Below are 26,709 nucleotides of genomic sequence, written 5' to 3'. Positions count from 1 at the left end.
TTGAAGCCACACTCGCGGTTGATGAAGAGTTGCCCACCTATGACGACCCAGTCCGAAGCCGCCGCCCAGAACGCCGCCGCCGAGGCTGCTGCCCAGCCTGCCCAGCCCGTCACCTCCGAGCCCCAGGCTGCCAAGCCCGCCGGCCACGACACCGTGCCGCCTCCCGCGCTGCTCGACTTCATGATGAAGCGCTGGAAGCCCGCCCACCGGAAGCTTCCTCCCAAGCTCAAGCACGCGGACTCCTTCCGCGCCCGTCGCAAGGCCCTCTCCCAGCGCTTCCCCGGTGAGACGCTCGTCATCCCCACCGGCCACGAGAAGGTGCGCGCCAACGACACCTACTACCGCTTCCGCCCGGGCACGGACTTCTACTACCTCACCGGCAACACCGAACCGGACTGCGTCCTCGTGCTCCAGCCCAAGGAGGGCGGCGGCCACACGGACATCCTCTTCGTCGAGCCCAACCCGGGCCGCAGCGACGCCACCTTCTTCACCGATCGCAACAAGGGCGAGCTGTGGGTAGGCCCCCGGCTCGGAGTGAAGGAGAGCCAGACCCGCTACGGCGTGGACGAGGCGCGCGGCCTTCCCGAGCTGCCCAGCTACCTCAGCGGGCTCCACGGCGCCGTGTCCCGGCCCTCCCGCGTGCTGCGCAGCTTCTCCGCCAAGGTGGACGACGTGCTGCCTGCCCAGGCCGAGCGGGACAAGGAGCTGGCCCAGGCCGAGCGGGACAAGGAGCTGGCCCAGTTCCTCTCGGAGATGCGCCTGCTCAAGGACGCCCAGGAGCTGCGCGAGCTGCAGGCCGCCATCGACTCCACCCAGCGCGGCTTCGAGGACGTCATCCGCAACCTCAAGTCCGCCAAGAGCGAGCGCGAGGTGGAGGGCGTCTTCAACCTGCGCGCCCGCGTGGAGGGCAATGACGTGGGCTACGGCACCATCGCCGCCGCTGGCTCGCACGCGTGCGTGCTCCACTGGACGCGCAACGACGGCCCGGTGAAAAAGGGCGAGCTGCTCCTGCTGGACGCCGGTGTCGAGGCCCACAGTCTCTACACCGCCGACATCACCCGCACCCTCCCCGTCTCCGGCAAGTTCTCCAAAGAGCAGCGGGAGATCTACGAGCTGGTGCTCGAGGCCCAGGAGCAGGCCATCAAGGCCGTGAAGCCGGGCAACGACTTCATGGAGCCCAACCGCGTGGCCATGCGCGTGCTCGCCCACGGCCTGCAGAAGCTGGGCATCCTCCCCAACGCCGAGGAGGCGCTGAAGGACGAGCACCAGTTCTACAAGCGCTACTCGCTGCACAACGTCAGCCACATGCTGGGCCTGGACGTGCACGACTGCGCCCAGGCGCGCCAGGAGGTCTACAAGTACGGCAAGCTCCAGGCCGGCATGGTGCTCACGGTGGAGCCCGGCCTCTACTTCCAGACGGATGACCTGACGGTGCCCGCGCGCTACCGAGGCATTGGCGTGCGCATCGAGGATGACATCGTCGTCACCGCCCGCGGCTGCAAGGTGCTCTCCGGCGCCATCCCCCGCACGGCGAAGGACGTCGAGGCCTGGATGAAGCGCGTGTGGGCCAAGGCCCGGAAATGAGTGAGGCGCCTACGCTCGCCGCCTACTACGTCTTCCTGGGGCTGGTCGGCGCCGAGCGCCTGTACGAGCTCGTCCTCTCGCGCCGCAATGCGCGGAGGGCGCTCGAGCGGGGAGGCCGCGAGGTAGGCCAGGGCCACTTCCGCGTCATGGTCCTGTTCCACACGGCCTTCCTCGTGGCCTGTGTCGTGGAGCCGCTCGCGCTGCAGCGGCCCTTCCCCGGCGCGCTGGGGTATGCCGCGTTCGCCGGGGCCCTCGCCTCGCAGCTCTTGCGCTACTGGGCCATCTCCACGCTGGGCGAGCGGTGGAACACCCGCATCATCTTCGTCCCGGGCGACACGCCGGTGACGAGCGGCCCCTACCGCTTCATCCGTCACCCCAACTACGTGGCCGTCATCCTCGAGTTCCTCTGCCTGCCGCTCATCCACGGCGGCTACCTCACCGCCCTCCTCTTCTCCCTGGGCAACGCGGCGCTGCTCTCCGTGCGAATCCGCGCCGAGGAGCAGGCGCTCGGTGCCGAGTACCAGCAGGCGTTCTCCCAGCGGCCGCGCTTCCTGCCCACCGCCTCCCGCCCGGACACGGCGTCTCCCCCTCCGTGAGCCCCGTGGACGTCGCCATCGTGGGCGGAGGGCCCGCCGGGCTCGCCGTGGCCATCCACGCCGCCCGCCGTGGCTTCTCCACCATCGTCTTCGATCGCCAGGCCCTGCCCGCCGACAAGGCCTGCGGCGAGGGCCTCACGCCCCCGGGCCTGCGCGAGCTGGAGGCTCTCGGCGCCCGCCAGTACCTCACCCCCGCGGACTGCACCCCCATGCTGGGCATCCGCTACATCCAGGAGGATGGGAGCGAGGTCTCCGGCCGCTTCACCCCCGCCCCCGGGCTCGCCATCCGCCGCACGGCCCTCGCGGCAGCCCTCACTCGCACCGCGCGGGAGGCCGGCGTCGAGCTTCGGGATCGCTGCGGCGTGGCCCAGGTGCTCCGCACGCCCAAGCACGTCCAGCTCACCACCGCCGCTGGAGACACGGTGGAGGCCCGGCTCCTGGTGGCCGCGGATGGACTGGCCTCGCCGCTGCGGCACGCCCAGGGGCTCGATCAGCCCGTGAAGCCCCAAGCGGCCCGGCGCTTCGGCCTGCGCCAGCACTTCCGGCTCGCGCCCTGGTCCCAGTTCGTGGACATCCACCTCGCCCCAGGCCTGGAGGCCTACGTGACGCCCTCGGGCTCGGAGCGCGTGGGTGTGGCCTTCCTCTGGGAGCACGGCAAGGTCGACGGGCCCATCTCCTTCCCCTCCCTGCTGAGCCGCTTCCCCGCGCTGCAGAAGCAGCTGGAGGGCGCGGAGCCGGACTCTCACCCACGCGGAGCCGGCCCCTTCCTGCGCCAGGTGCGCGGACGGATCCTCGATCGCTTCGTGCTGGTGGGAGATGCCGCGGGCTACGTGGACGCCATCACCGGGGAGGGACTCACCCTGGCACTGCGCGGCGCGAGCGCCCTGGGCCACCTGCTCCCCGAGGTGCTCGCCCGGGGCGCCTCACAGGCCTCGCTCCTGCCGTACGAGCACGCCATCGCGGGGCACTACCGCCGCTACGCGCTCTCCGTGAAGCTGATACTGGCCCTGGCCCGCCATCCTTCGCTGCGCGCCCGCGTCATCCGCGGGCTGGCCCGGGCCCCGGCCGTCTTCGAGAGGCTCGTCAACTTCGTCACGGGCTGAGCCTCCCGGAGGCGGCCCAGAGGTTCGCTCCGGGCCCTCCCTGGGAGGCCGCCAGTCCTACGGGGTGCCGTTCTTGGCCTGCACCCACTTCGCCAGATCGAGCGCCTGGGTCTCGTCGAGCAGCGTCGCGAAGGTCGGCATCTGCGTGCCCGGCTTGAAGCTCTCCGGGTTGCGGATCCACTTCGCCACATCCTCGGGCTGCTTCCCCATGGCCTGCTTCAGCCGATCGCGGAACTGCCCGTTCGGCCCGTGGCAGTACGAGCAGCCCAGGCTGCTGAAGAGCTTCTCGGGGTCGGCCGCCTTGTCCGCCTTGGGACGGGGCACCGCCTCGTGCGCCACCTTCGGCGTCGCGACCGCGGGGACGCCCTTCAGGTACGCGAACATGGCCGCGATCTCCACATCATCGAGGTAGCGGTAGCGCGGCATCGGCTTGCGCAGGATGTAGCCATCCGGGGTGACGCCCTGGGTGAGCGACAGCTTGAACTGCTCCAGGTTCCACTTGCCAATGCCCTGCGTCTCATGCGGGGTGATGTTCGGCGAGTACATGAAGCCCTGGCCGCCATACGCCTTCAGGTCGAACTCGAAGCCGCCGGCGAACAGGCCCGGATCCTTCAGCTTCGTGTCCGACGAGCCGAAACCGACCGTGTGGCACATGACGCAGTCATAGACGCCCACCGCCAGGTACTTGCCATACTCCACCGAGGGCCCCTTGGGCGGCGCCTTCACGGACGCCCTCGGCTCCGACCGGATGCCAGCGACGAGCGCCATGACGGCCTTGCCCCCGAACGCGGGCTCCGACGGCGGCGCCTTCTTGGGCGAGGGCGCGAACTCGGGGCGATCCGAGCGCATGTAGCCGATCACCGCCGCCACATCCTCGTCCGACATCCCGTAGAAGGCCGGCATCAGCCGCGCCTTCCCCTCGCGGTTGATCGAGTAGATGATCATCCGGGCGATCTCCTCGTCCTTCATGTTGCCGACACCGGCCACAGGATCCGAGGTGATGTTCGCCGAGTGGAACGTGCCCAGCTCGGGCGGATAGTCCAGCAGCGGGGCGCCCATGGCCTGGGTCTCACCCGCCGGCGCGTGGCACTCCGCGCAGATCGAGTGATAAATCATCTCACCGCGGGCCAGCGCCTCCGGCGAGGTGGCGCGCTGAATGTTGGGCAGCGGGACGTCGTAGGTCTTGCCCACCTTGTGGTTCACGTAGCCCACCAAGCCTACGACACCCAGGATGATCAGCCCTACCAGCGCACCCAGGCCCTTCAAGATCTTTCGTAGCATTCGATTCGGCTCTCACGCGAGACAGGACGAGGGACGACACGGCACTCACTGCTTGGGACGGCAGGCCACCCGCTCGGGCGGAGAGGCCGTGCCCGTGGCGAACCGGAGCTGGATTCCGCCAAAGGTGACGGCCTCAGACGTCGGCGCCACGGTCATATCCGGGTACTTCCACGGCCGGCCCGAGGCCGCGTCCGTCGTCGGATCCTTGAACTTGTACGTCACCGGGTCCGTCGAGCCCTTCGGAACCAGCACCGCAACGATGCCCAGGCTGCTGACCGGAGCGCCCTCCGCCACGAAGAAGCCACGCTGCGACTGCAGATCCGACAGAGGAGGAGGCAGCACGCCCGGAGGCGCCCACTCCACGTTGAGCACCTGGCCCCTCGAGGCCTCCACCGTGGTGCCCGCCCCAGGCCCTCGCAGCGAGGAGAAGCCCGGGTTGTACAGCCAGAACACCGTCACCCCCTCGTACCGATTGCCATTGCCGTACAGGTTCGCGACGGTGGTGGCGGTCCCCTTGGACGACAGGTACTTGGCGATCGCCTGCAGGATACCCGTGGTGCTCAGCTGGCTGGCCTCGATGCCCCAGCACCCATCCGCGTCCGCCGTCGAGACGGGACGCAGCGACACCGTCGGGGCGTAGTCGGCCGGCGGCAACGGCGTCAGCGGGGGGAAATAGTTGAACGTGGGCAGCTCCCCCTCGCCCGTGGTGGAGGGATAGTAGAGCTCGTCCCGGATCGGGACCTTGGGCAGCACCCAGCTCCCCAATGGATCCGAGTCCACCGTGGGCAGCGGGCTCGCGCTTCCCGAGCGATCCAGCAGGGTCACCTTCGACCCCTGCACCACCGAGCGCAGGAACAACGGGTTGTTGTCCAGCAACATGGGCGGCAAGGCGGGGATCGGCGGGAGGCACTTCTGGGTGCACTCCACGAAGCTCGTGAAGAAGGCCTCGGGGTCCCACGTGTACCCCGTCAACCGCACCGAGTTGAGCGAGTCGGACATCGCCTCGGCTGCCACAATCTTCGGCCGGGGGATGAAGCTGGACTCAGCCGGCGCGCTGGAATTGTTCCCACAGCCGGCGCCGAGCAGGAGGGCTCCAAAGAGGGTTCCGTAACGGATGGCTCTGTACATGGCTGGCCGGCTCTCAGTTCTCAGGGAGGATGTGGCTCTTGGGCGTCTGCGCACCGTGGCAGGCCTGAGCGCAGTTGGAGTGGCGGTTGGGCTCGGTGCGCGCGTTGAACTGGGTGGCGAAGTACTCGTTGTCGTGCGTCGACGGGTGGCACGACTTACACAGCACAATGCTCGGCCGCGTCGCGCTCTCCTTGGTCAAGTGGCAGATGTTGCACTCGTTCTTGTTCGCCGGGTACTTCTTCGAGCGCATGTGGATCTTGTGAATGGTCTCCTGCGGCCGGTAGATGATGTCGTTGGCGAAGCCGTGGCACGCCTTGCAACCTTCGATGTGATCCACCGACAGACCGTGACGCAGGTTGTCCAGCGAGAGCACGCCGCGGTGGCAGATCTGGCAGTTGCCCACCCGGCCCGGGTACGACGTCAGCTGATCCTGGCCCACCTGGAAGAAGAACGCCTTGAGGCGTGAGACGCGCTCACCCAGGAAGTAGCGCGAGCCCTTGACGTAGGCCACGTACGTGCCCGGCTTGGCGTCCACCGGCAGCTTGACGCTCACGCGCGTGGGCGTATGGGACTGATACAGGGTGGGGTACAGGTGGAACGAGGCGAGCTCGGAGATGAGCGCCTTGGGAGACTCCTGCGGGAAGAACGGCCGCTCACCGATCACATCGCTGTGGACGCGCATGTCCTGCAGCGGACCGGCGACAAGAACCACGGGGCCGGCATCCGCCTCGCGCGTCGCCTGGACCAGGCCGGGGTTCACGCTGAGCAGGCCATTGGCCTTTCCGGTAAAGGTCTCCTCGGAGCTCGGCAGCAGATCCGGCCCGTGCAGCCGGTTGCCCTCCTCGTCGCGGTACTCGACGAACATGTTCACCGTCTCGCCCGGCTTGTAGAAGGTGCCGTTGGGGGGAGCGACCATGGACAGGCCCGGCGCCAGGCCGAAGCCGCACTGCTTGGGGGTGCCCTGATCGTCGGTGCACGTGGCCTGCACGTCCGTCTGCTGCACGAAGCTCACCGGGAAGTAGAACGGATCCTCCGGCAGCTGGCTCCACGTCACGCGGATCGCACCGTCGCCCTGCAGGTTGCCGATGGAGAGCGTCTTGAACGGGTTGGTGCTGCCCACCATCTCCATGCGCATGAAGGAGCGGAACGTGGGCGTCAGCGGCAGATTGCCCGGCAGGCCCTGCACCGGACGCGGCGTCACATCCTGCGGCGACAGCGGCGGCGCCACGTTCTCCATCTTCCACGCGACGCGCGAGTGGCCCGGGTACGGCGACTCCACCAGGAACTCGGAGCGGGAGTACGTCTGCTCGGAGCGCACGACGCCGCCCGAGTCGAGCACCTCGATCTTGAAGGTGTCGTCCGTGACGCGCTGCCAGTTGGCGTTGTCGAAGAGCACCTCCCGGTTCCACGCGTCGTCATCGAACAGGCCCGGGAAGGCCTCCGCGTACTCCCACTCGTTGGACACCTGGCCCAGGTTGCGCCAGTCCAGCTTCGCGAAGTGGGTCTCCGTCTTCAGCCACTTCACGAACTCCGAGAGGTCCGACGGGTTCTTGTGCCGGTCGGTGATGACGTCCGTGATGGAGAACTGGTTGAGGAAGTAGGTGGTGTTCGCCAGCAGCTCCAGCTTGCCCTTGGCCGGAACGTAGGCGGGATCCAGCGGCCCTGTGGAGTCGGCGAAGAGCGCCGCACGGTCCATGTTCGGGCAGAGGTCCGGGTAGGGGATGTTCAGCGAGTTCTTCGCGACGAACCCCGCGTTGGGCGTGAAGGCGCAGCCGTTGAGCATCTGCAGGCTGAGCTTGATCGCCCCCGAGGCGGCGGCCTGGTACGGATCAAACACCTTGGCGCCACGGCCCGAGTTGGAGTTCTCGTCCCCCGTGACGTCAATGAGGTTGCACGACGACAACAAGGGCATCAGGAGGAGTGCACTGAGTGCACCTGGCAGAACTGTCGACCGGGTCATCATGGGGGCAGAACCAATGGCACGCTAAGGGGCAAGGGGCTTATTGGACTTCGCGCACGTGAAGGAGTGCCGCGTGATAGCGCAGTGGATGAGCAGCCCTGCGAGCGAGGTGGCGTGGCCCCCCAACGCACTGCTCATGCATCGCTACACGTAACTCCGGGGTTGATCTTTTGGCCGACGAACATAGCCGGTTCGTGAACGCTACCGCAAGCCAGCGTCCGGAACGAGAAACCTGCCCGTGATCACCCTTGCCTTGCCGCACCGCAGCGAAGCCCCAGCGCGCCCAAGCGCCCCTCCCTGATCCGAGTCCGTCCATCCTCCGCCGAGCAGCCAGGCTCCGCTCGCACGGGCTTGAGCCCTACCTACTACTTCCCGTATGACGCACCCGGCTCCATAGGTAGGAGCCGCTCGACAAAACAGGGGCTCACCATGATCCAGAAGATCCTCCTCGGTCTGGCCGTCGCCGTCGTGGCGCTGGCCGGCTTCATCTCCACCCGCCCGGCTGCGTTCAGCGTGCAGCGCTCGGCCACGATCCAGGCCCCGGCGGCCATCCCCTTCGCGATGGTGAACGACTTCCACCGCTGGGCCGTCTGGTCTCCGTGGGAGAAGTTGGATCCGGCCATGACGCGCACCTTCACTGGCGCGGATACGGGCCTGGACGCGATGTATGAGTGGGACGGCAAAGAGGTGGGGGCGGGCCGGATGACCATTCTGGAGAGCAAGCCCGCGGAGCAGATTCGCATCCGGCTCGAGTTCCTCCGGCCCTTCGAGGCTCAGAACACCACCACGTTCACCTTCACGCCCGAGGGCAGCGGCGTCACCGTGTCGTGGCGGATGGAGGGCCGCAACGGGTTCATCGTCAAAGCCTTCTCGCTGTTCGTGAACATGGATCAGGCGATCGGGAAGGACTTCGAGGCGGGGCTGGCGAACCTGAAGGCGGCGGCGGAGACCGAGGCGAAGAAGCGCGCCGAGGAGAAGGCCCTGGCGGAGAAGGTGGCAACGGACGCCGCAGTCGCGCCCCCTGCCCTCCCCGAGGCACCGCCGGCCAGCACCGCCACGGCTCCGGCACCCTAGCCAGCCCTCCGAGCAGGCGGATCCGTCGGCGCCGTCGGCACTCTGCCAGTAGCCCCTCCGCCGAAACCCGCCGTACACTTGGGACCCTCAGGGCGGTGGCAATGACGACAGGGTTGAAGACGGGGCTGGTGCTGGCAGGGGGTGCGGCACGCGGCGCCTACGAAGTGGGCGTCCTCTCCTATCTCCGTGAAGAGTTCGAGCCCCACTTCGGCCGCGAGCTGAAGCTGGACATCCTCGCGGGCACCTCCGTGGGTGCCATCCATGCGTGCTACCTGGCGGCGTCCAGCCACCAGCATCGGGAACAGGCGCGCGGCCTCATCTCCCACTGGCACGCGATGAAGGTGGAGGAAGTGCTCCGGTGCAGCTTCGGGGACGTCTTCCGGATCATCCGCGAGGCCCTCAGCAAGCCCACCGAGCACTCCACCCGGGACATCCAGTATGGCGGGCTGGTGGATCCACGCGGACTGCGCGCACTGGTCGGCCGCGGAATCCCCTGGCTGCAGATCGGGCGGAACCTGCGCAAGGGCCACCTGGAGGCGCTGGCGATCAGCGCTACCCACGTGGGCACCGGCGCCGCCACGGTCTTCATCCAGCGCGCGGATGGAACCATTCCCCGCTGGAGCGATGATCCGGACTACCGCGCGGTGGCCACCCGCATCGGTCCCAACCACGCGCTGGCCTCGGCCGCCATCCCTGTCGTCTTCCCCGCCGTCCGCGTCCGGGGGCACCTGCACATCGACGGGGGCTTCAAGCTCAATGTCCCCCTGAGCCCCGCGCTGCGGCTGGGTGCCCAGCGCGTCATCGTCGTCTCGCTGAGGCCCACGGTGGGAGTCCAGCCGGCCACGGCCGCCGAGGAGCACGAGCGCGAGCTGGCCGTCGCGAGTGCCCCCTTCCTCGTGGGCAAGCTGCTCAACATGCTGATGACGGACCGCACGGATCAGGACCTGGGCCGGCTGCGGCGGCTCAACGACATCCTCGAGGCGGGAACGACGGCCTATGGGCCGGGCTTCGCGCAGACACTCAGCGCGGCGCTGCACCCGCACCGCAGTCAGCCTGTGCGCTACATCCGCGAGCTGCTGGTGCGGCCCTCGAGAGACCTGGGCGAGCTGGCCGCCGAGTACGTGAAGACGCCCGAGTTCCGCCGCCGCAGCAGCGGGCTCGCCCACCGCACCATCCTCCGGCTGGTGGAGCGCGAGGCCCCACGTGAGGCGGACATGGCCTCGTACCTCCTGTTCGATGGGGGCTTCGCGGACATCCTCATAGACCTGGGCCGAAGGGACGCGCGCGCCCTGCGCTCCCAGTGGGAGCGCTTCTGGTCGGACGAGCCTCAGACAGTGTCGGAGAAGGCCGCGATGAAGTCCCCGGCCAGCACCGCCGCCTGAGCCGCCGCCCCCTCTCGCGACGGCTCCGGGCCGCTACGGCACACCCTTCGCCTGAGGCATGTCCTGCTGTACGGCGGGCGGCTCGGCCGGCGGCACCGCCGACGGCGCGGACTCCGGCTTGGAGCTCTCTCGCACCGAGACCTGACCCGAGCCGTCGTGCACGGTCACCTTGAACTGCCGGGGCTCGGTGCGCTCGTCCTTCTCCACCGAGAAGGACTTGCGGTTGATCTCGTGCCCGTCCTCGGTCTCGAGCACGACGTACCAGTCGCCCGGCTTGAGGTTCCGCGTGAGCGCGTAGTAGCGCAGGCCGCGCTCGGAGCCGGAGCTCCTCAGCGTGGGAGCGAACTTGCTCATCTCCCTCCAACCCTTGTCCGGGTCGTCGTAGAACCAGCGCACCGTCACCTTGTACTGGTCGAAGCCCTTGGGCGCGAAGATGCTGAAGAAGTAGTAGGCCACGTCCCCCTGCCGCATCTGGAAGTCCCGGTCGTCCTTCACCCAGAACTTCCACCACTTGGGCTCGTGGTAGAGGTGGTACTCGCGGCCCTTGCCCACGTTCACGGGCTTCACGTCGTGGAAGACGCCGCTGAACGTCACCGCCAGCGGCACCGGCGGCAGCACGCGCACCACGTACAGGAACAGCGCCACCACCAGCACGCCGAAGCCGGGGATGGCGATCTGCTTGATGACCTGCACCCGGTCCAGGACGTTCCAGTTCAGCAGCAGCCGGATCACCCCGAACACGGCGCCGCCGGCCAGCACCTGCGCGAGCAGGAAGATCCACAGGTTCGCCTTGCCGATGACGACGGGCAGCACGTAGGACAGGTACATGCTGACGCACAGGCTGAAGAGCGCCACCCGCACCACGGGCCCCAGCTTGCGGAAGAAAGGCAGCTCATTGGCCACCATCAAGCCGAACATGAGCACCAGGAACAGGAACGCCGTGAGCCCCGAGGCGCTCTTGAAGAAGAACAGCGTGTAGGAGCTCAGCAGGCTTCCGTAGAAGAAGTGGATGGCGTCTTCGCGCCACTTCCACACCTTGGCCAGCGCCTTGGGCGGCTCGGCGCCCTCCGGGTGCTTCTGCTCCAGCAGCAGCAGCGTGGCCAGCACGCCCAGGTACACGAACTGCTGCACCATCGTCAGCGTGTCGTCGATGCGGCTCAGCGTGAGCACGTCGTAGACGAAGCCGATGAAGAAGAACGCAGCGATCTCCACCAGCTCGTTCTTCTGGCGCCACGCCTGGACGCGCTCCATCGTCGACGGCGTCTTCGCCGTGGGCGTGGAGTCCTCCGGATCCGCGAGCTTCGCCTCCGGCGCGGGGACGTTGCCCGTCAGCGCGTTGACGGAGCCGCTCGGCGCGGGGGCCGGCGTCAGCTCGGGGGTGGGGTTCGTCTCTCCAGGGTTCGGCGGTGTCGCGGTAGCCACGGCAGTCCTCTCAGCTAACGACCGCGCATTCTATGTGCGAACGCGCGGCGCGTCGTGAGGGCCCTGCCCAGGGCCTGGAGCCCCCCGGGCACACGCCTCGGCTGTGGTGAACTGTAAGCGGGCCTTAGCCCTCGGCCTTCTTGCCGGAGACGAGAGCCTCCAGCTCACCGCGCTCGGCCAGCTCCATGAGGATGTCCGAGCCGCCGACGAACTCCCCGTTGATGTAGACCTGGGGAATGGTGGGCCAGTTCGAGTATTCCTTGATGCCCTGGCGGATGTTGGGGTCGGCCAGCACGTCCACCGTGTGCACCTCGCCATAGGGCTGCAGCAGCTGCAGCGCCCGGGCGGAGAAGCCGCACTGCGGGAACAGGGCGTTGCCCTTCATGAACAGGACGATCTTGTGGGAGCGGATCTCCTCGTCGAAGCGGGCCTTGAGTTCAGGAGACATGGTTCAGGTTCCTCTCAGCGAGGCCCGAGCTTCTTCCATTGCTCGGGCGTATAGGTTTTTAGCGCCAGGGCGTGCAGTTCGCCCGTCCCCAGCCAGTCCTGGACGGAGGCATAGACGAGCTTGTGCTGCTGCACCATGGACTTGCCAGCGAACGCTGGGCTCACGACAGAGGCCTCGAAGTGGTCTCCGGTTCCCGTGGTGTCCTGCACGTTCACTTCGGAGCCCGGCAGGGCCCCGAGGATGCGAGCGCGAATGGCTTCTGGGTCCAACATCAGTTCAGTCCCTTTCCCATCATGAGCATGGCCGGCTCGACGCCCATCGCCCTCAGGGTCTCCTCCCACAACTGGGCGGGGTTGCCCTCGAGAATGGCCTTGGGTGTCGCCTCGGAGAAGAGCCAGGAGCCCGCCGCCATCTCCGACTCCAGTTGCTTGGGCCCCCACCCCGCATAGCCCAGGCAGAAGCGCAGGTGGGGCGTGGAGGACTCCAGCAGCGGGCCCAGGGCGTCCAGCGTGACGCTCAGGTACAGGCCTGGCATCACGGGGTGCTTCTCGGCCACCGAGTCATCGTCGTGGAGGATGAAGCCCCGGTGGGACTCCACGGGCCCGCCAATGAAGACGGGGTCCTGGGTGCGCTCGGAGGCAATCTTCAGGGATTGGCCCCTCGCCAGCTCTCCGAGCGTGAGGGGGGCCCCTCGGTTGACGACAAGCCCCATGGAGCCTCCCTCCCCGTGCTCGATCATCAGGACGACCGAGCGGTGGAAGTTGGGATCCCCGAGCTGGGGCATGGCCAAGAGCAACCCAGGAGCGAGCGTCTTCACCTGGGCAGCATCGAACGTCCCGAGGGAGCGTGCAACCGGTCTTCTCAGCTCCCGTTGCCTGGCCGGAACTTCACTCGCCCGGCAGGCCAGGCGGAGGGCGGGCTCAGTGCCAGCTGGTGTGCTTGGACTGGAGCGCCTTGGCCAGCTTCTCCGGCATCACCGGCTTGCCGATGAACAGGTCCGCCCCGAGCCCCTTGCACTTGCGGGCCATGGCCGCGTCGCTCATGGCGCTCACTCCGATGAGGACGGCCTGAGGGAAGCGCTCGCGCAGGCGGGACATGAGCGTGGCGCCGCTGCGGCCGGGCAGAAAGACATCCACGACGGCGGCGTCCATGCGCTTGTTGCGCACGGCGAACTCGGCCTCCTCGGCGCTGCCTACGGGGAGCGGCTCGTAGCCCCACTGGGTGAGCAGTTCCACCAGCAGCTCACGGCTGGAAGGATCGTCCTCGACGACGAGGACCGCGCCGCGAACCGGCTCGACCTTCAAGTCATCGCTGCGCCGCTCGGGGCTGACCTGCGTGGAGAGTTCTTCGGTCGGGAGGGACATGGCTGGGCTCTCGAGGACAAGAATGGTGTGCGTTGAGGGAACCCACCCACGCACGGGGGGAATTCCTCGCAGGGTGCTTGAAAAACCTTGGTATCCCGGGGGCTTGAACCGAAGCTTTCACGCACGCCCCGTGTGGGCCGCAAGCGCCTGGAAGGCGAGCGAGGCGCCAGGCGCGAGGGCCCCGCGCCCCCCTTCGCACCTGCTCCAGCGGGATGCCCTTGAAGTCCAGCACCGCCTTGTCCTCCTCGTTGCGCACCAGCACCTTGTGGTTCAGCTCCACGTCCACCGCCTCCGCCAAAAGTGTTGGAGCACCGCTGGCTTACAAAGCAGAGGCGCCAAGGGGAGGACAGCAGCAGCGCGCCAACCCACTGAATTAACAGGCGTAGGCTCTCACCGCACACGCCTCCGCCAGTCCACGTTCGTGGGCTGTGCAGGTCGCGCCGCTCCCCTCCCCCCCGTTCGGCGGAGCTAACTGGTTAGCTCCGGACTCACGCCGCTCCTCACCGGGGCACGGTGGCTGTTCGGCGGAGCTAACTGGTTAGCTCCGGACTCACGCCGCTCCTCACCGGGGTACGGTGGCTGTTCGGCGGAGTTCCCTGGTTATTCGTAGGAGGGGCTCAGCGAAACGAATTGACGACGAAGGCAGAGGCACCGGAGTAGCCGAGGACGGCGGTTCCGGGCTTCGAGTCCGGCCTCTTTCTAAGCTCGTTACCTCCAAAGCGAGCGACGGCACAGATGGGAACTGGTTCCCCATCTACCGGGTGAGCCTGATACCACCGGACGACAACCTGCGGACCGCCTGTCCACACTCGACCGTAAAGACGGGTACCCGCTTGCAGAGTACCGAGTGCGCCATCCCAATAGCTCTCGACAGGGCCGTCATAGAGCGTGATCGGCCTCGCGTCGATCTGGTTCGCGTCGAGTTCCACGTCCGCAGAGTCACCGACGCGCATCCGCAGAATCCGCATCGTCTCGAGCGCTTTCTCCGAGCAGTCCTCCGGTCCCGGGCTCCCGTCCGATCGCAGCGGCACGTTACCAGGGGTTGTCGTGGTCGCGCATCCGACGGACGCGCTGACTAGGGCGGGACAGAGAAGCAGGAACGCCTTAGGCGAGGACATGACCGGCGCTCTTACTGACGGATAAGGCTCGGATCCAGCAGAACGAACAACTGCCGGTACCCGTCGTCTCGGTAGATCTCAAGAAGGAGATTCTTTAGCGCTGTGCCCTCTTCAAAGGCGCTCTGATCAACAACGACGGCGACGTAACCGGCTGTACCTGGGATGATTGCTTCATGATCCGTGCGCAAAGCAAACGGTCTGTCCTTCCAGCCGGATGCTGTGTAGAGACGTGCCATCTGCATCTTCCAGGGCACATCCTCGCGGTTCGTAATCTTGAAGACGACCGCTGCCTTCCCGTTGCCTGAGAAGAGCCGGACGACGAACTCAACATCCCCTTCCTGTAGGCGCCACTTGCGACGCTCACGGAAAGGCGTCTGCTGGGTAACGTCTTTCGCGAGGAGCGCCGCGAGTGCATGATCAACGGAATCCTCTTGCTCGTAGCGCTCGACCTTCTCCCGAAGCTCCCGCTCTCTCTTGAGCGATTCGTAAAGCGAAGCCTGAGCAGCGCTCGCCGACTCAAGATTGCGAATCACGGTGACCTGTTGATCCGCCACCCGCCTGCCGTCGCGCGGTTGCTGTTCCGACGTGACGACGAAGGGGATCTCCATGCCGTCCCTGAGAGTGACGAGAAGCATGAAGCGGTCCCCAGGCTCGATGTCCCGGAGCGGTTCAAGGACGACCTTCCTACCCCCTACCAAAGGGGCTCAAACCACCCTTCCGAGCCGAGCATTCGTGTCTGCTCTGGATCGACTTCCTTCTCAAAGCGCAGCACTGTCGCCACGCGACCAGCGGCATAGATCTTATTCGCGGTCGTTGCTGGGTGCTCTGACAGATTGATGATCCTCTCGACTACATCAGGCTCCTTTGCCAGGGCCACGGAAGCCACAAGGACGAGGGGCAGAGCAGACCGGCAGGGCAGGAAGGCACGCATCACGCACGCAACCTCGCAGGACGGAAAGCAGACGCACAACCTCTTAGATTGCCGCAGGGCAGGCTAACTTTTCTGTGGCGAAACGGTTCACCAGATCGTCCCCAAGGGGGACCACACGCAGGCCCAAGCGGCCCAGCCAGGCGCCAGGCCGCAGGGGTGGGCTTCCAGGTCACTATGGATGCTTGGGGCTCAACACCATGCGCTCTGGGGTGGCCACTGCGTTGGGGTCAACCGAGCAGGCAGCGAGCTGGGGATGGCGCCTTGAGTCAACCGTATTACATTGTCCAGCAAGGAGGTGAGACGACATAAAACATACGATTGTCCCACGACGATGTGGTGGGTGGGACGCTGCGTATGCGTATATTGAGACGCGAAGGTTCAGCGACGAGCTGACCTCGCGCGGAGCTCCTGCAAGCAACTCTGCAATCGCCTAAATGGGAGGTCATAATGAAAAATGTACTCGCGCTCCAGAAGCTGGCCCTTAAACCAAAGCCCGACTGGACCTGTCCTACCGCATCGTGGGTCAGCATCTTTCGCAGCTGCATCTGGCAGGGATAGCGCTCCAACGCTTCACTGAGGCCAGAGGACCGTCGCCCGGACAGGAAAGGACGACTGCGTCCTCCATCCTCGCATTAACCATTTTTACGACGCTCGTGACAGCGAGGGAGAAGCGAGGCAACGTGCAGGGTATCGAAAGACGCGCAATGCGTGAGTTCACCGGCTTCATCATCGTTGACCCGGAACGCTACGAGAGCCTCGACCGGTACCGTTCGACGCAGAGCGATTATCGGGGTCTCGTGAGTCTGCTCTTGCCGACGGGCTGGACGCTCAGCGACGAGCCGGGGGTATGGTGCGGCGCGGCCCCCGAAGGCGGTGTCATTCCGGCGCAAGGGTTCAAGATCCACATCTCCGCAATCCATGAGCACGCGCCGACGATCCTGCGGACCATCCTTCCGATCCTGACGGAGGAGAGAGTTCCCTTCAAGTTTCTCGTGGACGAGCAAATGCTGGGTTACATGAGTTCCAGCGACTGCCCCGGGAGCTCTTGTGGAAAATTCATCACGATCTACCCGTCCGACGTCCGGCACTTCGTGCGCATGATGGAGCGCCTGCACGCCGTCACGGCGGGATTCGCAGGGCCCTATATCCTCTCCGACAAACGGTACCGGGGCAGCAAGGTTCTCTTCTATCGATACGGGGCCTTCAAGGCCCAGGGGAGGGTCGATATCTTCGGCGAGCGGGTTTACCATATCCAGGGGGCCGATGGCTCCTGTGTATCGGACCAGCGCCAACCATTCTTCTTCCTTCCGAATGGCGTGGCCGATCCGTTCCCCGACGATCCAGAGCCCGAGCCAAGCGAGGTCGTCCTGAAGGGACGATATCGGATCACCGGTGTCCTCGCGCAGTCCAGCAAGGGCGGAGTCTATCTGGCGGTCGATCTCGAAACCGGGGCGGAGCTAGTCGTCAAGGAAGGGAGGCGCTTCATCAACCGGACCGCCGCTAGCCCCCACGACGCCGTGGCCTGCCTGGCGAACGAGTATCGCGTCCTAAAGATCCTGGAGGACACCGGCCTGACCCCCAGGCCATACGACTTCTTCGAGGAGTGGGAGCACAGCTTCATTGTCATGGAGAGGATCCAGGGGAAGAGGTCCCTGATTTCCTACCGAGCGTCCAGCGACTCCCCCCTGGCGCTGATAAGCAACCCCTCGTGGCAGGATGTCATCGACTATTGCACCCGGTTCGTCGACATTGCCAGAAACCTCACGGATGCACTCCGAAAGATACATGACCTCGGCGTCGTCGTTCACGACCTCGCGCCGCAAAACATCCTCCTCGACCCGACGACGCGGACCGTTTCTTTCGTCGACTTCGAGAGCGCTCACTGCACCGCCGGAGGTCAGGACGGCCTGATCGTTCCGCTTCAGACGCCGGGTTTCGGCGGGCCGTCGGCGCTCCGGGGCGAAAAACCCACCGTGGAAGAGGACTACCAAGCGCTGAGCGGCGTCTTGTGCGACCTCATCTTCCCCGTCACGTCGTTTTTCACGATCAACCCGCAGTCGCGACGGCGCCTGTACTCTCGCATTGCACGGGAGAAGGGCATTCCTGGCGAGGTCCTCGCGCTGGCGCTGGATATCGGCGAAAGCCCGTCGAGCGCCGACGCGCTGCTCGAGAGCGCCCGACGGAGCATCGCCGCTGTGAGGCCGCCGGAGCCGCTCCCGCCCGCGGCCAAAGCGCATGAGTTGTCGGCGGCGGTCGAGAAGATTGCAGAATATGCGGTATGGGCGCTGGAGAAGCCGCGGCGGCTCGACCCTCCGACTGATTACCGTCGGTTCATCACGAACGACTTGAATATCTCTTATGGCGTCGCCGGCATCGCGTTGTTCCTACACCGCGTAAAAGGAGATCTGCCACCCTCCGTGCGCGGCGGACTCCTCGAACTCTCCGAGACGGCCGGCATTCGCGATTATCCACCGGGGCTCCATATAGGGCTGGCCGGGATCGCCCTGGCATTTCACGAGATCGGTCTCAAGGAGAGGGCGAAGGCCTTGATGGCGATGGCCAACGCCTCGCCGATCCTCCACGATAACCTGGATGTGTTTTATGGCACCGCAGGCGTTGGACTGGCCAACCTGTGGTTCTTTCATGTGACGAAGCGTGAGGAGTACCTGGACCAGGCGGCAGCGCTGTCCTCTCGCCTCAAGGCGGGGCTGCAGAAGACAGGAGATGGCTATTGCTACCCCAGTTCCGACGGGATCACGTATCATGGCTATGCGCACGGGGCGGCAGGCATCGCCCAGTTTTTCTTGAAGCTCTACCAGTGCACGGGGGAGCCGGAGCACCTCGAGCTTGCCAGGGGCTTGCTTGATTTCGAGATGGCGCACGCCCGGGGTGCGGATGACTCTCTCATCTGGCAGCGCTCGCGCGACGAGAACGTCGTCTCACCTTACTCGCACATCGGGAGCGCAGGAATCGGCTGCGTCTTGCTGGACTTCCACAGGGTCCTAGGCGAGCCCCGCGACCTGGCGGCAGCGAGGAAGATCGCGCGCCACCTGTACGGGAAATACAGCGCCTTCCCGGGAAGGTTTGCCGGCATGGCGGGGCTTGGGGACTTCTTTATCGACATGCACCAGCACACAGGCGAAGTGCACTACCGCGAGGAGGCGCATCGCTTTGCAGAGCGCATCATGCTCTTTGCCATCGAAAAGGAGCACGGCATCGTCTTCCCCGGTGAGGAGCTGGTACGAATCTCCACGGATTTGGGCACCGGCTCGGCCGGAATAGGCATCTTCTTCGACCGTCTCGTGCGAGATGGCGACAGGTTGCTCGGCGATTTCTAGCGGGACAATGCCGTCGAGCGTGCAGGGGCAGTCAGTCGTCTCGTGGATCTCGCCGTCGCAGTCGTCGTCGTATCGCCGAGGCACGCTTGGATCGGCGCGGCGGGACGCTTTTGCTCGAAAGTCGACCACTCTGCCGATCAACACGGTTGGGCCGTCGGGCCGCGGGGCGGCGAGCATTGCGAGGACTCTGCTCCGGCCCGGCGCACAGCCCGTGCGTCAGCAGGCGCTGCTCAGACTGGAACTGGAACAAGAGCAGCTTCGTGCAAGTGAACTCGCAAAGCTCGCCAAGTTGTCGTAGCGGACGCCGGGCGTATCAATCCCGGAGAACGATGTGGGGCCCTTCTGCCCCCTGTCCATGACGCCTGTTCCGGACACCCCGCCGCTCGAGCTGCCGAAGGGCGTTACCCTGGAGCAGATGCTGCACCAGTTGGAGCGCCAGCTCGTCGAGAGCACCCTGCGCCGCTGCCACTACCACAAGGACCGCGCCGCCAAGGAGCTGGGGCTCGGCCGCTCCACCCTCTTCAAGAAGCTGAGGGAATGGGGCGTGAGCCAGGAAGAGGACTGAAGTCTCCCAGGGCGTGGCTCGAAGGGTTCAAGCCCGCCGCGTGCGAGCCGCCAGCGCCTGGGAGGCCAGCGAGGCGCCCAGCACGAGCAGCACCAGCAGGAGCCACGCGGGGATGACGACGCGAGAGCCACCCTCGTAGATGAGCGCGGCGTAGCTGGTGCCCAGGTAGCGGCCCAGGGACATGGGCTCCATGCGGGCGATACCGAAGAAGCTCACGGTGGACTCCGCGAGAATGGCCGCGGGAAGCCGACTGAGGAAGACTGCGAGGACGAAGGGGCGCAGCGAGGGCCACAGGTGGACGCGGAGCACGTGCGGCCCGGTGCCTCCGAGCGCCCGGGAGGCGGCGATGAACTCCTGGCCTTCGAGGGTGTCCAAGCGGTTGCGGAACATGCGCGCGGGCCCGGCCCAACCCACGAGCGCCAGCGACACCACCATGAGGCCGAAGGGGCCCAGTCCCGCGCCAGCCCCGGCATCCACGAGCGATTGGCCCGCGAGCTGGAGCACCATCACCACGAGCACGTCCGGGAGCGCGAAGAAGGCATCGGCCAGGCGCATCACCCAGCGCTCCAGAGCTCCGCCAGACAACCGGGCCACGGCGGCCACGAACAGGCCCATGCCGGTGGACAGTGCCCCTGCCGCGAGCCCGATGGCGAGCGAGACCCAGAGGCCTCCAAAGGCCAGCTCACAAACGGTGCGATCCGGGTGTGTCGGGTCATGACCGAGCGGGCAAGTGCTCGCCAGGACCTCGGGGAAGACGCGGCCCGCGAGCAGGCTCAGCGCACCGAGCCCGATCAAGAGGGTCAGCCCTACCCAGGCGCGGACGGGCATTCGGCTCATGTCCGGTCCTCCCGGGCGCGGGGATCCACGAGGAGCCGGACGATCTCGACGACGAGCCCCACTGCGGCGAGCACTGAGGCAAAGACGGTGGTGGCCACAACGACGACGGCCACCTGCTTCTGGAGGACGGCGAGGACGTAGAGCTGGCCAAAGTACGGCAAGCCGAAGACGCGCTCGGCGGCGAACGAACCCGCGAGCAGCGCGGTGGCCACGGGGCCGATGGCGTCCAGCAGCGCGGGGAGCACATTGGGCAACACATGGCGGCGCAGCACGACGCCCGGAGGCAGGCCCTTGCTGGCGGCGGTGCGCACGTAGTCCCGGGCGAGCTCGGTCTCCAGCGCATCACCCACCAGGGTGCCGAGAAAGACACCCGGCCAGAGGGAGATGACGAGCGCGGCGGTCAACTCGGGGAGAAAGTGGCCCCGCTCCACGACGGCGGGGGCGAACAGGAGCGCGGGGATGAAGACAGGCGTGCCAAAGGCCACCGCCGGAATGGCATCTCCGAGCACGGCGAGGCGCCCCCTCCTCCACCGGTTCTTCAGGAGAGCAAAAGCCAGCGCCCAGACAAGCGCGAACACCAGGGCCACCAGCCCTACCCCGACGCTGCCGGAGAGCTTGAGGAGCAGCTCGTCGCCGGTGACACCTTGAGCGCTGGTGCCGAGGCGCTCGCCCCGGAAGAGCTTCTGCCACGGGCGCAGAAAGCCCAGGGGTTCGCCGACGCCGAGATCCCTCCGGTACGAGGCCGCCAGCTCCGGAGACACCTGGCGCTTGCTGTCGTCCTCGGTGGTGAGCGGAAGACTGGCCATGAGGAAGTACGAGGCCAGCGCGACGATGGGGATGAGCGCGAGCTGCCGGCCGAGCCGGATCAGGAGCTGCCTCATGGCCTGGCGCCCTCCTCCGCGGCCTCGGGAGCGAGGCGCAGGGACTTGAGGGCGAGGAAGTTGAACGGATCCACATCCAGCCCGCGCAGCTTGGGCCGAGAGCGGTAGTAGCGATCCGGGTGGTACAGCGGGACGATGACGGCCTGCTCGTCCAGGAGCAGAGCCTGGGCCTGGGCGTACAGCGTCCGGGCGCGGGAGGCATCCGCCTCGGCATCGGCCTCCTCGAGGAGCCGCTCGAAGCGGGCCATGGGCTCGCCGCCGCCCTGGGTCTCCCAGCCGGTCTGATGGTTCCCCTCGCGCTCGAAGAGGGTGAAGAAGGTGTTCGGGTGGGCGTAGTCGGCGCCCAGCCGGCGCATGTACATGTCGTAGGCGCGCGGGCCTTCGGGCGTGCGCCGCGCCACCTCCGAGGAGAAGTCCGACCGCGCATCGAGCGTCACCGTGATGCCCACGGTGGCGAGCTGCGCGGCGATGCGCTCGGCGATGGCCACCTCGGGGACAAAGGAGTCTCCGGCCCGGAAGACGAGGCGCAGCGGACGATCCAGCCCCGGGACACCGCGCAGTTCCTCCCGGGCACGCTCGCGGTCGAAGTGCGGCAGGCGGGCAGCCTCCTCGGGAGTGGCGGCGCCGGGCAGGTCCGGTGGCAACAGCACGTTCGAGGGCCGCACGGAGGGCAACAGCCCGGCCAGGAGCGCGTCCCGATCCAGCGCGTGGGCGATGGCCCGCCGCACCTCGGGACGGTTGAGCGGAGGGCGCTCGGTGTTGAGCGCGATAAAGTACGTGGAGAGCAGCGGCTCGTAGTGGAGGTCATCGGGGCGCTCTCCTCGCAGCGCGAGCGCACTGTCGATGAAGACGAAGTCCACCCGGCCTCGCTCATAGAGGGCCGGGCCAATCTCCGACTTCATCAGTGTGACGACGGGAGCTGGGCGCTCACCGGGCCCGAGTGGCGGCGGGAAGGCAGAGGCCGGGTTGTAGACCAGCCTCACACGCTCCCCCGCTCGATCCCACCGCTCCACGCGGTAGGGCCCGAGCGCCAGGGGCCGCCCCTCGCGAGGCCGATCGAAGTAGTCGCGGATCTCCTCGTCGGACTTGCCGGCGAGATCCGCGGAGGGCGCGGGAAAGAAGAGGTACACGTTGGCCAGACGCGACAGGAAGTAGCTGCGAGGCCGCTCCAGCGTGACGCGCAACGTGTGCGGGTCCAGCGCCTCCACACCAGTGCGCTCCAGAGCCGCTTGAACCTGCTCTGCGGGAGCGCCGCGCTCCTGCAACTCGACGGCCTGCCGGGCTCCAGCAATCTCGGCCATCTCCCCACGCTCTCGGCCGAGCATCGCGCGCCGCCACCCGAAGACGAAGTCCTGCGCCGTGAGCGGGGTGGTGCCGTCCGACCACTTCACGTCCTGACGCAGGTGGAAGGTGTAGACATCGTGTCCCTGAGCATCGCGCTCGCGCTCCCATCGCTCAGCCAAGCCCGGCTGCACGGAGTTGTCGGGGCCCAGGGTGGTGAGCCCCTTCTGGGTGGCGAGCATGACCGGGTAGTTCGACCAGCTCGCGGGGTCCGAGTAGCTCCAGTCCAGGGTGGTGGGCATCGCGGGGACGATGATCTTGGTGCCGGGATCGGGCTGGAAGCCGCACGGCCCACAGGCCGTGGTGAGCCACAGCCCCATGAGCGCCAGCACGAGTCGAGAACGAGAAGCCACCGTGCCGGGTTCTATCGCTCCCTGCGGCGGCTGCAAGGTCCGCCTCGGGTGTACCATGCAGCCGCCTTGGCACCTTGAATAGCTACTTCCTGGGGACAGGGCCGCTGGAGGAGCGCAGCCGCGCGCAAGCCCAGGGCACGATGCGCCGGGCGTGTGGACCGTCTCCAGCCACGCCCGGACGATTGAAGGCGAGCGCATCGAAGCGGGCGAGCCCTACTGCCACGTGGGGGACCTCACCACGGACTGATCCCGTGCACGCCCCCCTACCCGGCTGTTAGAGGAGCGGGCCATGGCACCCCGTTCCAAGAAACCCGTGGAAGGCACCCTCATCCGCGTCCACTACGACGCGGGCTGGGGCAACCGCATCACCCTGCGCGGCAACAAGCCGCCGCTGGCCTGGAGCGTGGGACAAGAGGCCACCTGGTCCGACGGCCACGTGTGGACCTACGTGTGGCCCAAGGACTCCGGCAAGCTCGAGTTCAAGCCGCTGCTCAATGACCGGAGCTGGTCCATCGGTGGCAACTACGAGCTCCACGGCGGCGCCCCCGTGGACATCTACCCCTCGTTCGCCCCAGGCGCGGCCACGCTGGAGAAGAAGTACGACTTCTTCTCACCCCAGCTCAACAACTCGCGCACGCTCATCGTCTCGCTGCCACCGAGCTACGTGGAGAACCCGCTCAAGCGCTACCCCGTGCTCTACATGCACGACGGGCAGAACTGCTTCGAGGACTCCTCCTCTTTCACTGGCGTGTCCTGGGGCGTGGATCGCACCCGCGATGCGCTCGTGTCACAGGGGCGCATGGATGAGGTCATCATCGTGGGCATCACCAACATAGGCCCCCAGCGCGCGTTCGAATACACCGGCGGGCAGCGCAACGAGCGCTTCGGCGGCGGGGACCTGTACGGCGCCTTCCTCGTGGAGACGGTGAAGCCCTGGGTGGACCGCCAGTACCGCACCCTGCCCGGCCGCGAGGACACGGCCTTGATGGGCTCCTCGCTCGGCGGCCTCATCTCCTTCTACCTGGGGACGCGCTACCCGCACGTCTTCTCCAAGGTGGCCTGCCTCTCCAGTGCGTTCGGGTGGAACGGGCTGGACCTCGTCAGCGAGGTGTACTCGTGGGGAGAGCCCCCGCCGGTGAAGTTCTACATCGACGCCGGCACGAACCGGGACCCGTGGATCCCCACCCAGCGCATGAAGGAGGCCCTGCTGTCCAAGGGCTACGTGCAGGGCGAGAACCTGTACCACTACGAGGACAAGGGCGGCCGCCACACCGAGGCCTCTTGGGCCAAGCGCGTCCACAAGCCACTGCGCTTCCTCTTCCCCTGGCAGAGCACCTCCACGCCGCGCTGAGGCCCTGAAAGGCGAAGGGCCCGGAACCGTCTCGCGGTCCCGAGCCCTTCACTTCGAACCTACGGCCTCGGCACTCAGACCGGGGCGCCCGCCGGAACAGGCTGCGTTCCCTCGACAGCCGGGATCTTCAGCCCGTCGCTCGCGGGCTTGCCTCGGCCGAACTCCTCCGGCTTCTCCAGCACCAGCGCCACGCGGAGCACGTCGTCCACGAACTCCACGGGGATGATGCGCAGCTGCGAGCGGATCTTCTTCGGGATGTCCTTCAGATCCTTCTTGTTCGCCTTCGGGATGAGGACCGTCTTGATGCCGGCGCGGTGCGCCGCCAGGGTCTTCTCCTTCAGGCCGCCGATGGGCAGCACGCGGCCGCGCAGGGTGATCTCACCTGTCATCGCCACGTCCCTGCGCACCGCCACCTTGGTGAGCGCGGACACCAGCGCCGTGCACATGGTGACACCGGCGGACGGACCGTCCTTCGGGATGGCGCCCTCGGGCAGGTGGACGTGGATGTCGTAGTTCTCGAACACCTTCCGGTCGATGCCGAACCGGTCCGCGCGCGAGCGCACGTACGACATGGCCGCCTGAGCCGACTCCTGCATCACCTCGCCCAGCTTACCGGTGATGATGAGCTTGCCCTTGCCCGGCATGACCGTGGCCTCGGTGGTGAGGATCTCGCCCCCCATCTCCGTCCACGCCAAGCCGGTGACGATGCCCACCTGGTCCTCGCGCTCGGCCACGCCGTAGCGGAAGCGCGGGGTGCCCAGGAACTTCATCGCCTGCTTGCGGTCCACCGCGATGTCCCGCTTGCCGTTCTTCAGGATGTCGCGGGCAATCTTGCGGAACACGCCGCCGATCTCACGCTCCAGCGAGCGCACACCGGACTCACGCGTGTAGCGGTGGATGATCGTCCGCAGCGCGTCGTTGGTGAAGTCGACCTTGAGCTCGGTGAGCCCGTTGGCCTCCTGCTCCTTCGGGATGAGGTAGCGCCGCGCGATGCTCAGCTTCTCCGGCTCGGTGTAGCCGGCGATGCGAATCACCTCCATGCGGTCCTGCAGAGGACCGGGGATGTTGTGCATCGTGTTCGCGGTGCAGATGAACATCACCTTGGACAAGTCGTAGTCGAGGTCCAAGTAGTGGTCATTGAAGTTGTGGTTCTGCTCGGGGTCCAGCACCTCCAGCAACGCCGCGCTCGGGTCGCCGCGGAAGTCCGTGGACATCTTGTCGATCTCGTCCAGCAGGAAGACGGGGTTGTTGCTGCCCGCCTTCTTGAGGCTCTGGATGAGCTTGCCCGGCATCGCGCCGATGTACGTGCGGCGGTGGCCGCGGATCTCCGCCTCGTCACGCACGCCGCCCAGCGACAGGCGCACGAACTTGCGGCCGGTGGCGCGAGCAATCGAGCGAGCCAGCGACGTCTTACCGACGCCCGGAGGCCCGACGAAGCAGAGCACGGGGCCCTTGAGCTTCTTCACCAGCTGCTGCACGGCGAGGTACTCGAGGATGCGCTCCTTGGGCTTCTTCAGGCCGTAGTGGTCCTCGTTGAGCACCCGCTCGGCCTCGGTGACGTCCAGGCGGTCCTGGGTCTCCTCGTACCAGGGCAGGCTGATGATCCAGTCGATGTAGTTGCGGACAACGGTGGCCTCGGCGCTCATCGGGCTCATCATCCGGAGCTTCTTCAGCTCCTTCTTGACCTTGAGCGTGGCCTCCTTGCTCATCCGCTTGTTCTTGAGCTTCTCCTCGATCTCCTGGATCTCGTTCTTGAACTCGTCGCGCTCACCCAGCTCCTTCTGAATGGCCTGCATCTGCTCATTCAGGTAGTACTCCTTCTGGGTCTTCTCCATCTGCTTCTTGACGCGCGTGCGGATCTTCTTCTCCACCTGGAGAATCTCGATCTCGCCCTGCATCAGCTCGTAGAGCTTCTCCAGCCGCTTGGCCGGGCTCTCCGTCTCGAGCAGCGCCTGCTTGTCGTTCAGCTTGAGCGACAGGTGCGCGACGATGGTGTCCGCCAGACGCGCCGGATCATCGATGCTGGCCACCTGCATCAGCATCTCAGGCGGAATGCGCTTGTTGAGCTTGACGAAGGCCTCGAAGACCGAGTGCACGCTGCGCACCAGCGCCTCGAGCTCCACGGACTTCTCGCTCTGCTCCTCGAGTTCCTCCACCTCGACCATGAAGAAAGCGTCGTTGGGGAGGAACTTGCGGACCTTCGCGCGCCGCACGCCCTCCACGAGCACCTTCACCGTGCCATCCGGCAGCGGAAGCAGCTGGATGACATGGCCCACGGTGCCGAAGTGGAAGATGTCGTCGGGAGTCGGGTCGTTCGTCTTGGCCTTCTTCTGCGCGGCCAGGAGGATGACGGCCTTGTCATCAGGCCCCTTGTGGGCCATCGCGTCCTTGAGGGCCGCGATCGACTTCTCCCGGCCGACGAACAGCGGCACCACCATGTGCGGGAACACGATGATGTCCCGAAGGGGCAGGAGCGGAACAGTCAGTCCCCGCTTCTTTTCATCCTTCTTGTCGTCACGTCCGAAGAACATTTGCTCGCCACCTGCCTGCTTGCTGACCGGAGTCGCAAGTCCCTAGTGATTGACGCAGCCCGCCTGCCAGCCCGGCAGACGTGCAGGATACAAAGACGGTTCTATAACACGGTGAATGCGC

Annotated in this window: 21 protein-coding genes and 1 pseudogene; 8 read left to right on the top strand and 14 right to left on the bottom strand. The window is 66.6% G+C overall.

The genetic code is table 11. The features are described 5' to 3' along the window. Positions 1–39 precede the first annotated feature (39 nt). From DB31_RS33245 to DB31_RS33235, 3 genes are read left to right on the top strand one after another with little or no spacing between them, the layout of a single operon-like run. Positions 40–1,584 carry an aminopeptidase P family protein gene (locus DB31_RS33245; RefSeq protein WP_044195311.1) on the top strand — a complete coding sequence of 515 codons (1,545 nt, stop codon included), beginning with the start codon at positions 40–42 and terminating at the stop codon, positions 1,582–1,584. Beyond that, complete coding sequence (locus DB31_RS33240) at positions 1,581–2,180, top strand: isoprenylcysteine carboxyl methyltransferase family protein (protein WP_044195309.1); 600 nt, start codon at positions 1,581–1,583, stop codon at positions 2,178–2,180. Before DB31_RS33245 ends, DB31_RS33240 begins: the two co-directional genes overlap by 4 nt. A gap of 5 nt (positions 2,181–2,185) precedes the next feature. Further along, positions 2,186–3,283, top strand: a complete 1,098-nt coding sequence (locus DB31_RS33235) for an NAD(P)/FAD-dependent oxidoreductase (RefSeq protein WP_338034346.1) — start codon at positions 2,186–2,188, stop codon at positions 3,281–3,283. Positions 3,284–3,340: 57 nt separating this feature from the next. Here the strand turns inward: DB31_RS33235 and DB31_RS33230 are convergent, their stop codons facing one another. Genes DB31_RS33230 through DB31_RS33220 form a run of 3 tightly spaced genes read right to left on the bottom strand, consistent with a single transcriptional unit; the run spans position 3,341 to position 7,604 of the window. Beyond that, on the bottom strand, positions 3,341–4,564 hold the full coding sequence (locus DB31_RS33230) for a c-type cytochrome (RefSeq protein WP_044195303.1): 1,224 nt from the start codon (positions 4,562–4,564) through the stop codon (positions 3,341–3,343). Between the two features lie 45 nt (positions 4,565–4,609). Continuing rightward, positions 4,610–5,692, bottom strand: a complete 1,083-nt coding sequence (locus DB31_RS33225; RefSeq protein ID WP_052420451.1) for a hypothetical protein — start codon at positions 5,690–5,692, stop codon at positions 4,610–4,612. 13 nt (positions 5,693–5,705) lie between these two features. Continuing rightward, on the bottom strand, positions 5,706–7,604 hold the full coding sequence (locus DB31_RS33220) for a hypothetical protein (RefSeq protein ID WP_240486995.1): 1,899 nt from the start codon (positions 7,602–7,604) through the stop codon (positions 5,706–5,708). A gap of 477 nt (positions 7,605–8,081) precedes the next feature. On the opposite strand from DB31_RS33220, the gene DB31_RS33215 reads away from it, so the two are divergent. Together DB31_RS33215 and DB31_RS33210 are read left to right on the top strand one after the other, a co-directional pair. Then, positions 8,082–8,726, top strand: a complete 645-nt coding sequence (locus DB31_RS33215) for an SRPBCC family protein (protein ID WP_044195297.1) — start codon at positions 8,082–8,084, stop codon at positions 8,724–8,726. Between the two features lie 101 nt (positions 8,727–8,827). After that, entirely contained in the window at positions 8,828–10,108 is a 1,281-nt protein-coding gene (locus DB31_RS33210) for a patatin-like phospholipase family protein (RefSeq protein ID WP_044195294.1), read from the top strand. Between the two features lie 33 nt (positions 10,109–10,141). On the opposite strand, the gene DB31_RS33205 is transcribed toward DB31_RS33210, so the two are convergent. The 7 genes and pseudogenes from DB31_RS33205 to DB31_RS33180 all read right to left on the bottom strand — a co-directional run bounded on the left by DB31_RS33205 (position 10,142) and on the right by DB31_RS33180 (position 15,391). Then, the gene (locus tag DB31_RS33205; protein ID WP_063769288.1) at positions 10,142–11,530 is read right to left on the bottom strand and encodes a DUF2914 domain-containing protein; all 1,389 of its coding nucleotides are present in this window, start codon (positions 11,528–11,530) and stop codon (positions 10,142–10,144) included. A gap of 124 nt (positions 11,531–11,654) precedes the next feature. After that, the gene (gene grxD, locus DB31_RS33200) at positions 11,655–11,978 is read right to left on the bottom strand and encodes a Grx4 family monothiol glutaredoxin (protein ID WP_044195291.1); all 324 of its coding nucleotides are present in this window, start codon (positions 11,976–11,978) and stop codon (positions 11,655–11,657) included. A 14-nt stretch (positions 11,979–11,992) separates the two neighbouring features. After that, positions 11,993–12,250 carry a BolA family protein gene (locus tag DB31_RS33195; protein WP_044195287.1) on the bottom strand — a complete coding sequence of 86 codons (258 nt, stop codon included), beginning with the start codon at positions 12,248–12,250 and terminating at the stop codon, positions 11,993–11,995. After that, entirely contained in the window at positions 12,250–12,795 is a 546-nt protein-coding gene (locus DB31_RS33190; protein ID WP_044195285.1) for a YqgE/AlgH family protein, read from the bottom strand. Before DB31_RS33190 ends, DB31_RS33195 begins: the two co-directional genes overlap by 1 nt. A gap of 103 nt (positions 12,796–12,898) precedes the next feature. Then, positions 12,899–13,342 carry a response regulator gene (locus tag DB31_RS33185; RefSeq protein ID WP_044195282.1) on the bottom strand — a complete coding sequence of 148 codons (444 nt, stop codon included), beginning with the start codon at positions 13,340–13,342 and terminating at the stop codon, positions 12,899–12,901. Between the two features lie 617 nt (positions 13,343–13,959). Beyond that, the gene (locus tag DB31_RS47195; protein WP_075306342.1) at positions 13,960–14,460 is read right to left on the bottom strand and encodes a serine/threonine protein kinase; all 501 of its coding nucleotides are present in this window, start codon (positions 14,458–14,460) and stop codon (positions 13,960–13,962) included. A gap of 11 nt (positions 14,461–14,471) precedes the next feature. Further along, positions 14,472–15,391: pseudogene (locus DB31_RS33180) on the bottom strand (DUF2381 family protein). A 704-nt stretch (positions 15,392–16,095) separates the two neighbouring features. Between DB31_RS33180 and lanKC the strand changes: the two are divergent. Then, positions 16,096–18,729, top strand: a complete 2,634-nt coding sequence (gene lanKC, locus DB31_RS33175) for a class III lanthionine synthetase LanKC (protein WP_052420449.1) — start codon at positions 16,096–16,098, stop codon at positions 18,727–18,729. Positions 18,730–19,060: 331 nt separating this feature from the next. Continuing rightward, positions 19,061–19,294: a helix-turn-helix domain-containing protein gene (locus DB31_RS33170; RefSeq protein ID WP_240486994.1), complete on the top strand. Its 234-nt coding sequence runs from the start codon at positions 19,061–19,063 to the stop codon at positions 19,292–19,294. Positions 19,295–19,321: 27 nt separating this feature from the next. On the opposite strand, the gene DB31_RS33165 is transcribed toward DB31_RS33170, so the two are convergent. From DB31_RS33165 to DB31_RS33155, 3 genes are read right to left on the bottom strand one after another with little or no spacing between them, the layout of a single operon-like run. Next, positions 19,322–20,131, bottom strand: a complete 810-nt coding sequence (locus tag DB31_RS33165) for an ABC transporter permease subunit (protein ID WP_044195274.1) — start codon at positions 20,129–20,131, stop codon at positions 19,322–19,324. Next, positions 20,128–21,012, bottom strand: coding sequence for an ABC transporter permease subunit (locus tag DB31_RS33160; RefSeq protein ID WP_044195271.1), 885 nt, complete (start codon positions 21,010–21,012; stop codon positions 20,128–20,130). Before DB31_RS33160 ends, DB31_RS33165 begins: the two co-directional genes overlap by 4 nt. Then, positions 21,009–22,595, bottom strand: coding sequence for a peptide ABC transporter substrate-binding protein (locus tag DB31_RS33155; RefSeq protein WP_420806732.1), 1,587 nt, complete (start codon positions 22,593–22,595; stop codon positions 21,009–21,011). Before DB31_RS33155 ends, DB31_RS33160 begins: the two co-directional genes overlap by 4 nt. 400 nt (positions 22,596–22,995) lie before the next feature. Here DB31_RS33155 and DB31_RS33150 point away from each other — a divergent pair, with 400 nt between their 5' ends. Next, positions 22,996–24,057, top strand: a complete 1,062-nt coding sequence (locus DB31_RS33150; protein WP_044195266.1) for an alpha/beta hydrolase — start codon at positions 22,996–22,998, stop codon at positions 24,055–24,057. Positions 24,058–24,131: 74 nt separating this feature from the next. Here DB31_RS33150 and lon read toward each other — a convergent pair whose 3' ends face one another. After that, positions 24,132–26,588 carry an endopeptidase La gene (gene lon / locus DB31_RS33145; protein ID WP_044195263.1) on the bottom strand — a complete coding sequence of 819 codons (2,457 nt, stop codon included), beginning with the start codon at positions 26,586–26,588 and terminating at the stop codon, positions 24,132–24,134. Between the last annotated feature and the right edge of the window lie 121 nt (positions 26,589–26,709).

The sequence above is a fragment of the Hyalangium minutum genome, from assembly GCF_000737315.1.
Classification (GTDB): Bacteria; Myxococcota; Myxococcia; order Myxococcales; family Myxococcaceae; genus Hyalangium; species Hyalangium minutum.
This window is presented reverse-complemented; position numbering and strand designations above follow the sequence as displayed.

Bases quoted from the DNA above. Each gene is read 5' to 3' on its own strand.
- DB31_RS33245 (WP_044195311.1), top strand. From the start codon at position 40: ATGACGACCCAGTCCGAAGCCGCCGCCCAGAACGCCGCCGCCGAGGCT.
- DB31_RS33240 (WP_044195309.1), top strand. From the start codon at position 1,581: ATGAGTGAGGCGCCTACGCTCGCCGCCTACTACGTCTTCCTGGGGCTG.
- DB31_RS33230 (WP_044195303.1), bottom strand. From the start codon at position 4,564: ATGCTACGAAAGATCTTGAAGGGCCTGGGTGCGCTGGTAGGGCTGATC.
- DB31_RS33225 (WP_052420451.1), bottom strand. From the start codon at position 5,692: ATGTACAGAGCCATCCGTTACGGAACCCTCTTTGGAGCCCTCCTGCTC.
- DB31_RS33220 (WP_240486995.1), bottom strand. From the start codon at position 7,604: ATGCCCTTGTTGTCGTCGTGCAACCTCATTGACGTCACGGGGGACGAG.
- DB31_RS33215 (WP_044195297.1), top strand. From the start codon at position 8,082: ATGATCCAGAAGATCCTCCTCGGTCTGGCCGTCGCCGTCGTGGCGCTG.
- DB31_RS33210 (WP_044195294.1), top strand. From the start codon at position 8,828: ATGACGACAGGGTTGAAGACGGGGCTGGTGCTGGCAGGGGGTGCGGCA.
- grxD (WP_044195291.1), bottom strand. From the start codon at position 11,978: ATGTCTCCTGAACTCAAGGCCCGCTTCGACGAGGAGATCCGCTCCCAC.
- DB31_RS33195 (WP_044195287.1), bottom strand. From the start codon at position 12,250: ATGTTGGACCCAGAAGCCATTCGCGCTCGCATCCTCGGGGCCCTGCCG.
- DB31_RS33185 (WP_044195282.1), bottom strand. From the start codon at position 13,342: ATGTCCCTCCCGACCGAAGAACTCTCCACGCAGGTCAGCCCCGAGCGG.
- DB31_RS47195 (WP_075306342.1), bottom strand. From the start codon at position 14,460: ATGTCCTCGCCTAAGGCGTTCCTGCTTCTCTGTCCCGCCCTAGTCAGC.
- lanKC (WP_052420449.1), top strand. From the start codon at position 16,096: ATGCGTGAGTTCACCGGCTTCATCATCGTTGACCCGGAACGCTACGAG.
- DB31_RS33165 (WP_044195274.1), bottom strand. From the start codon at position 20,131: ATGAGCCGAATGCCCGTCCGCGCCTGGGTAGGGCTGACCCTCTTGATC.
- DB31_RS33160 (WP_044195271.1), bottom strand. From the start codon at position 21,012: ATGAGGCAGCTCCTGATCCGGCTCGGCCGGCAGCTCGCGCTCATCCCC.
- DB31_RS33155 (WP_420806732.1), bottom strand. From the start codon at position 22,595: ATGCCCACCACCCTGGACTGGAGCTACTCGGACCCCGCGAGCTGGTCG.
- DB31_RS33150 (WP_044195266.1), top strand. From the start codon at position 22,996: ATGGCACCCCGTTCCAAGAAACCCGTGGAAGGCACCCTCATCCGCGTC.
- lon (WP_044195263.1), bottom strand. From the start codon at position 26,588: ATGTTCTTCGGACGTGACGACAAGAAGGATGAAAAGAAGCGGGGACTG.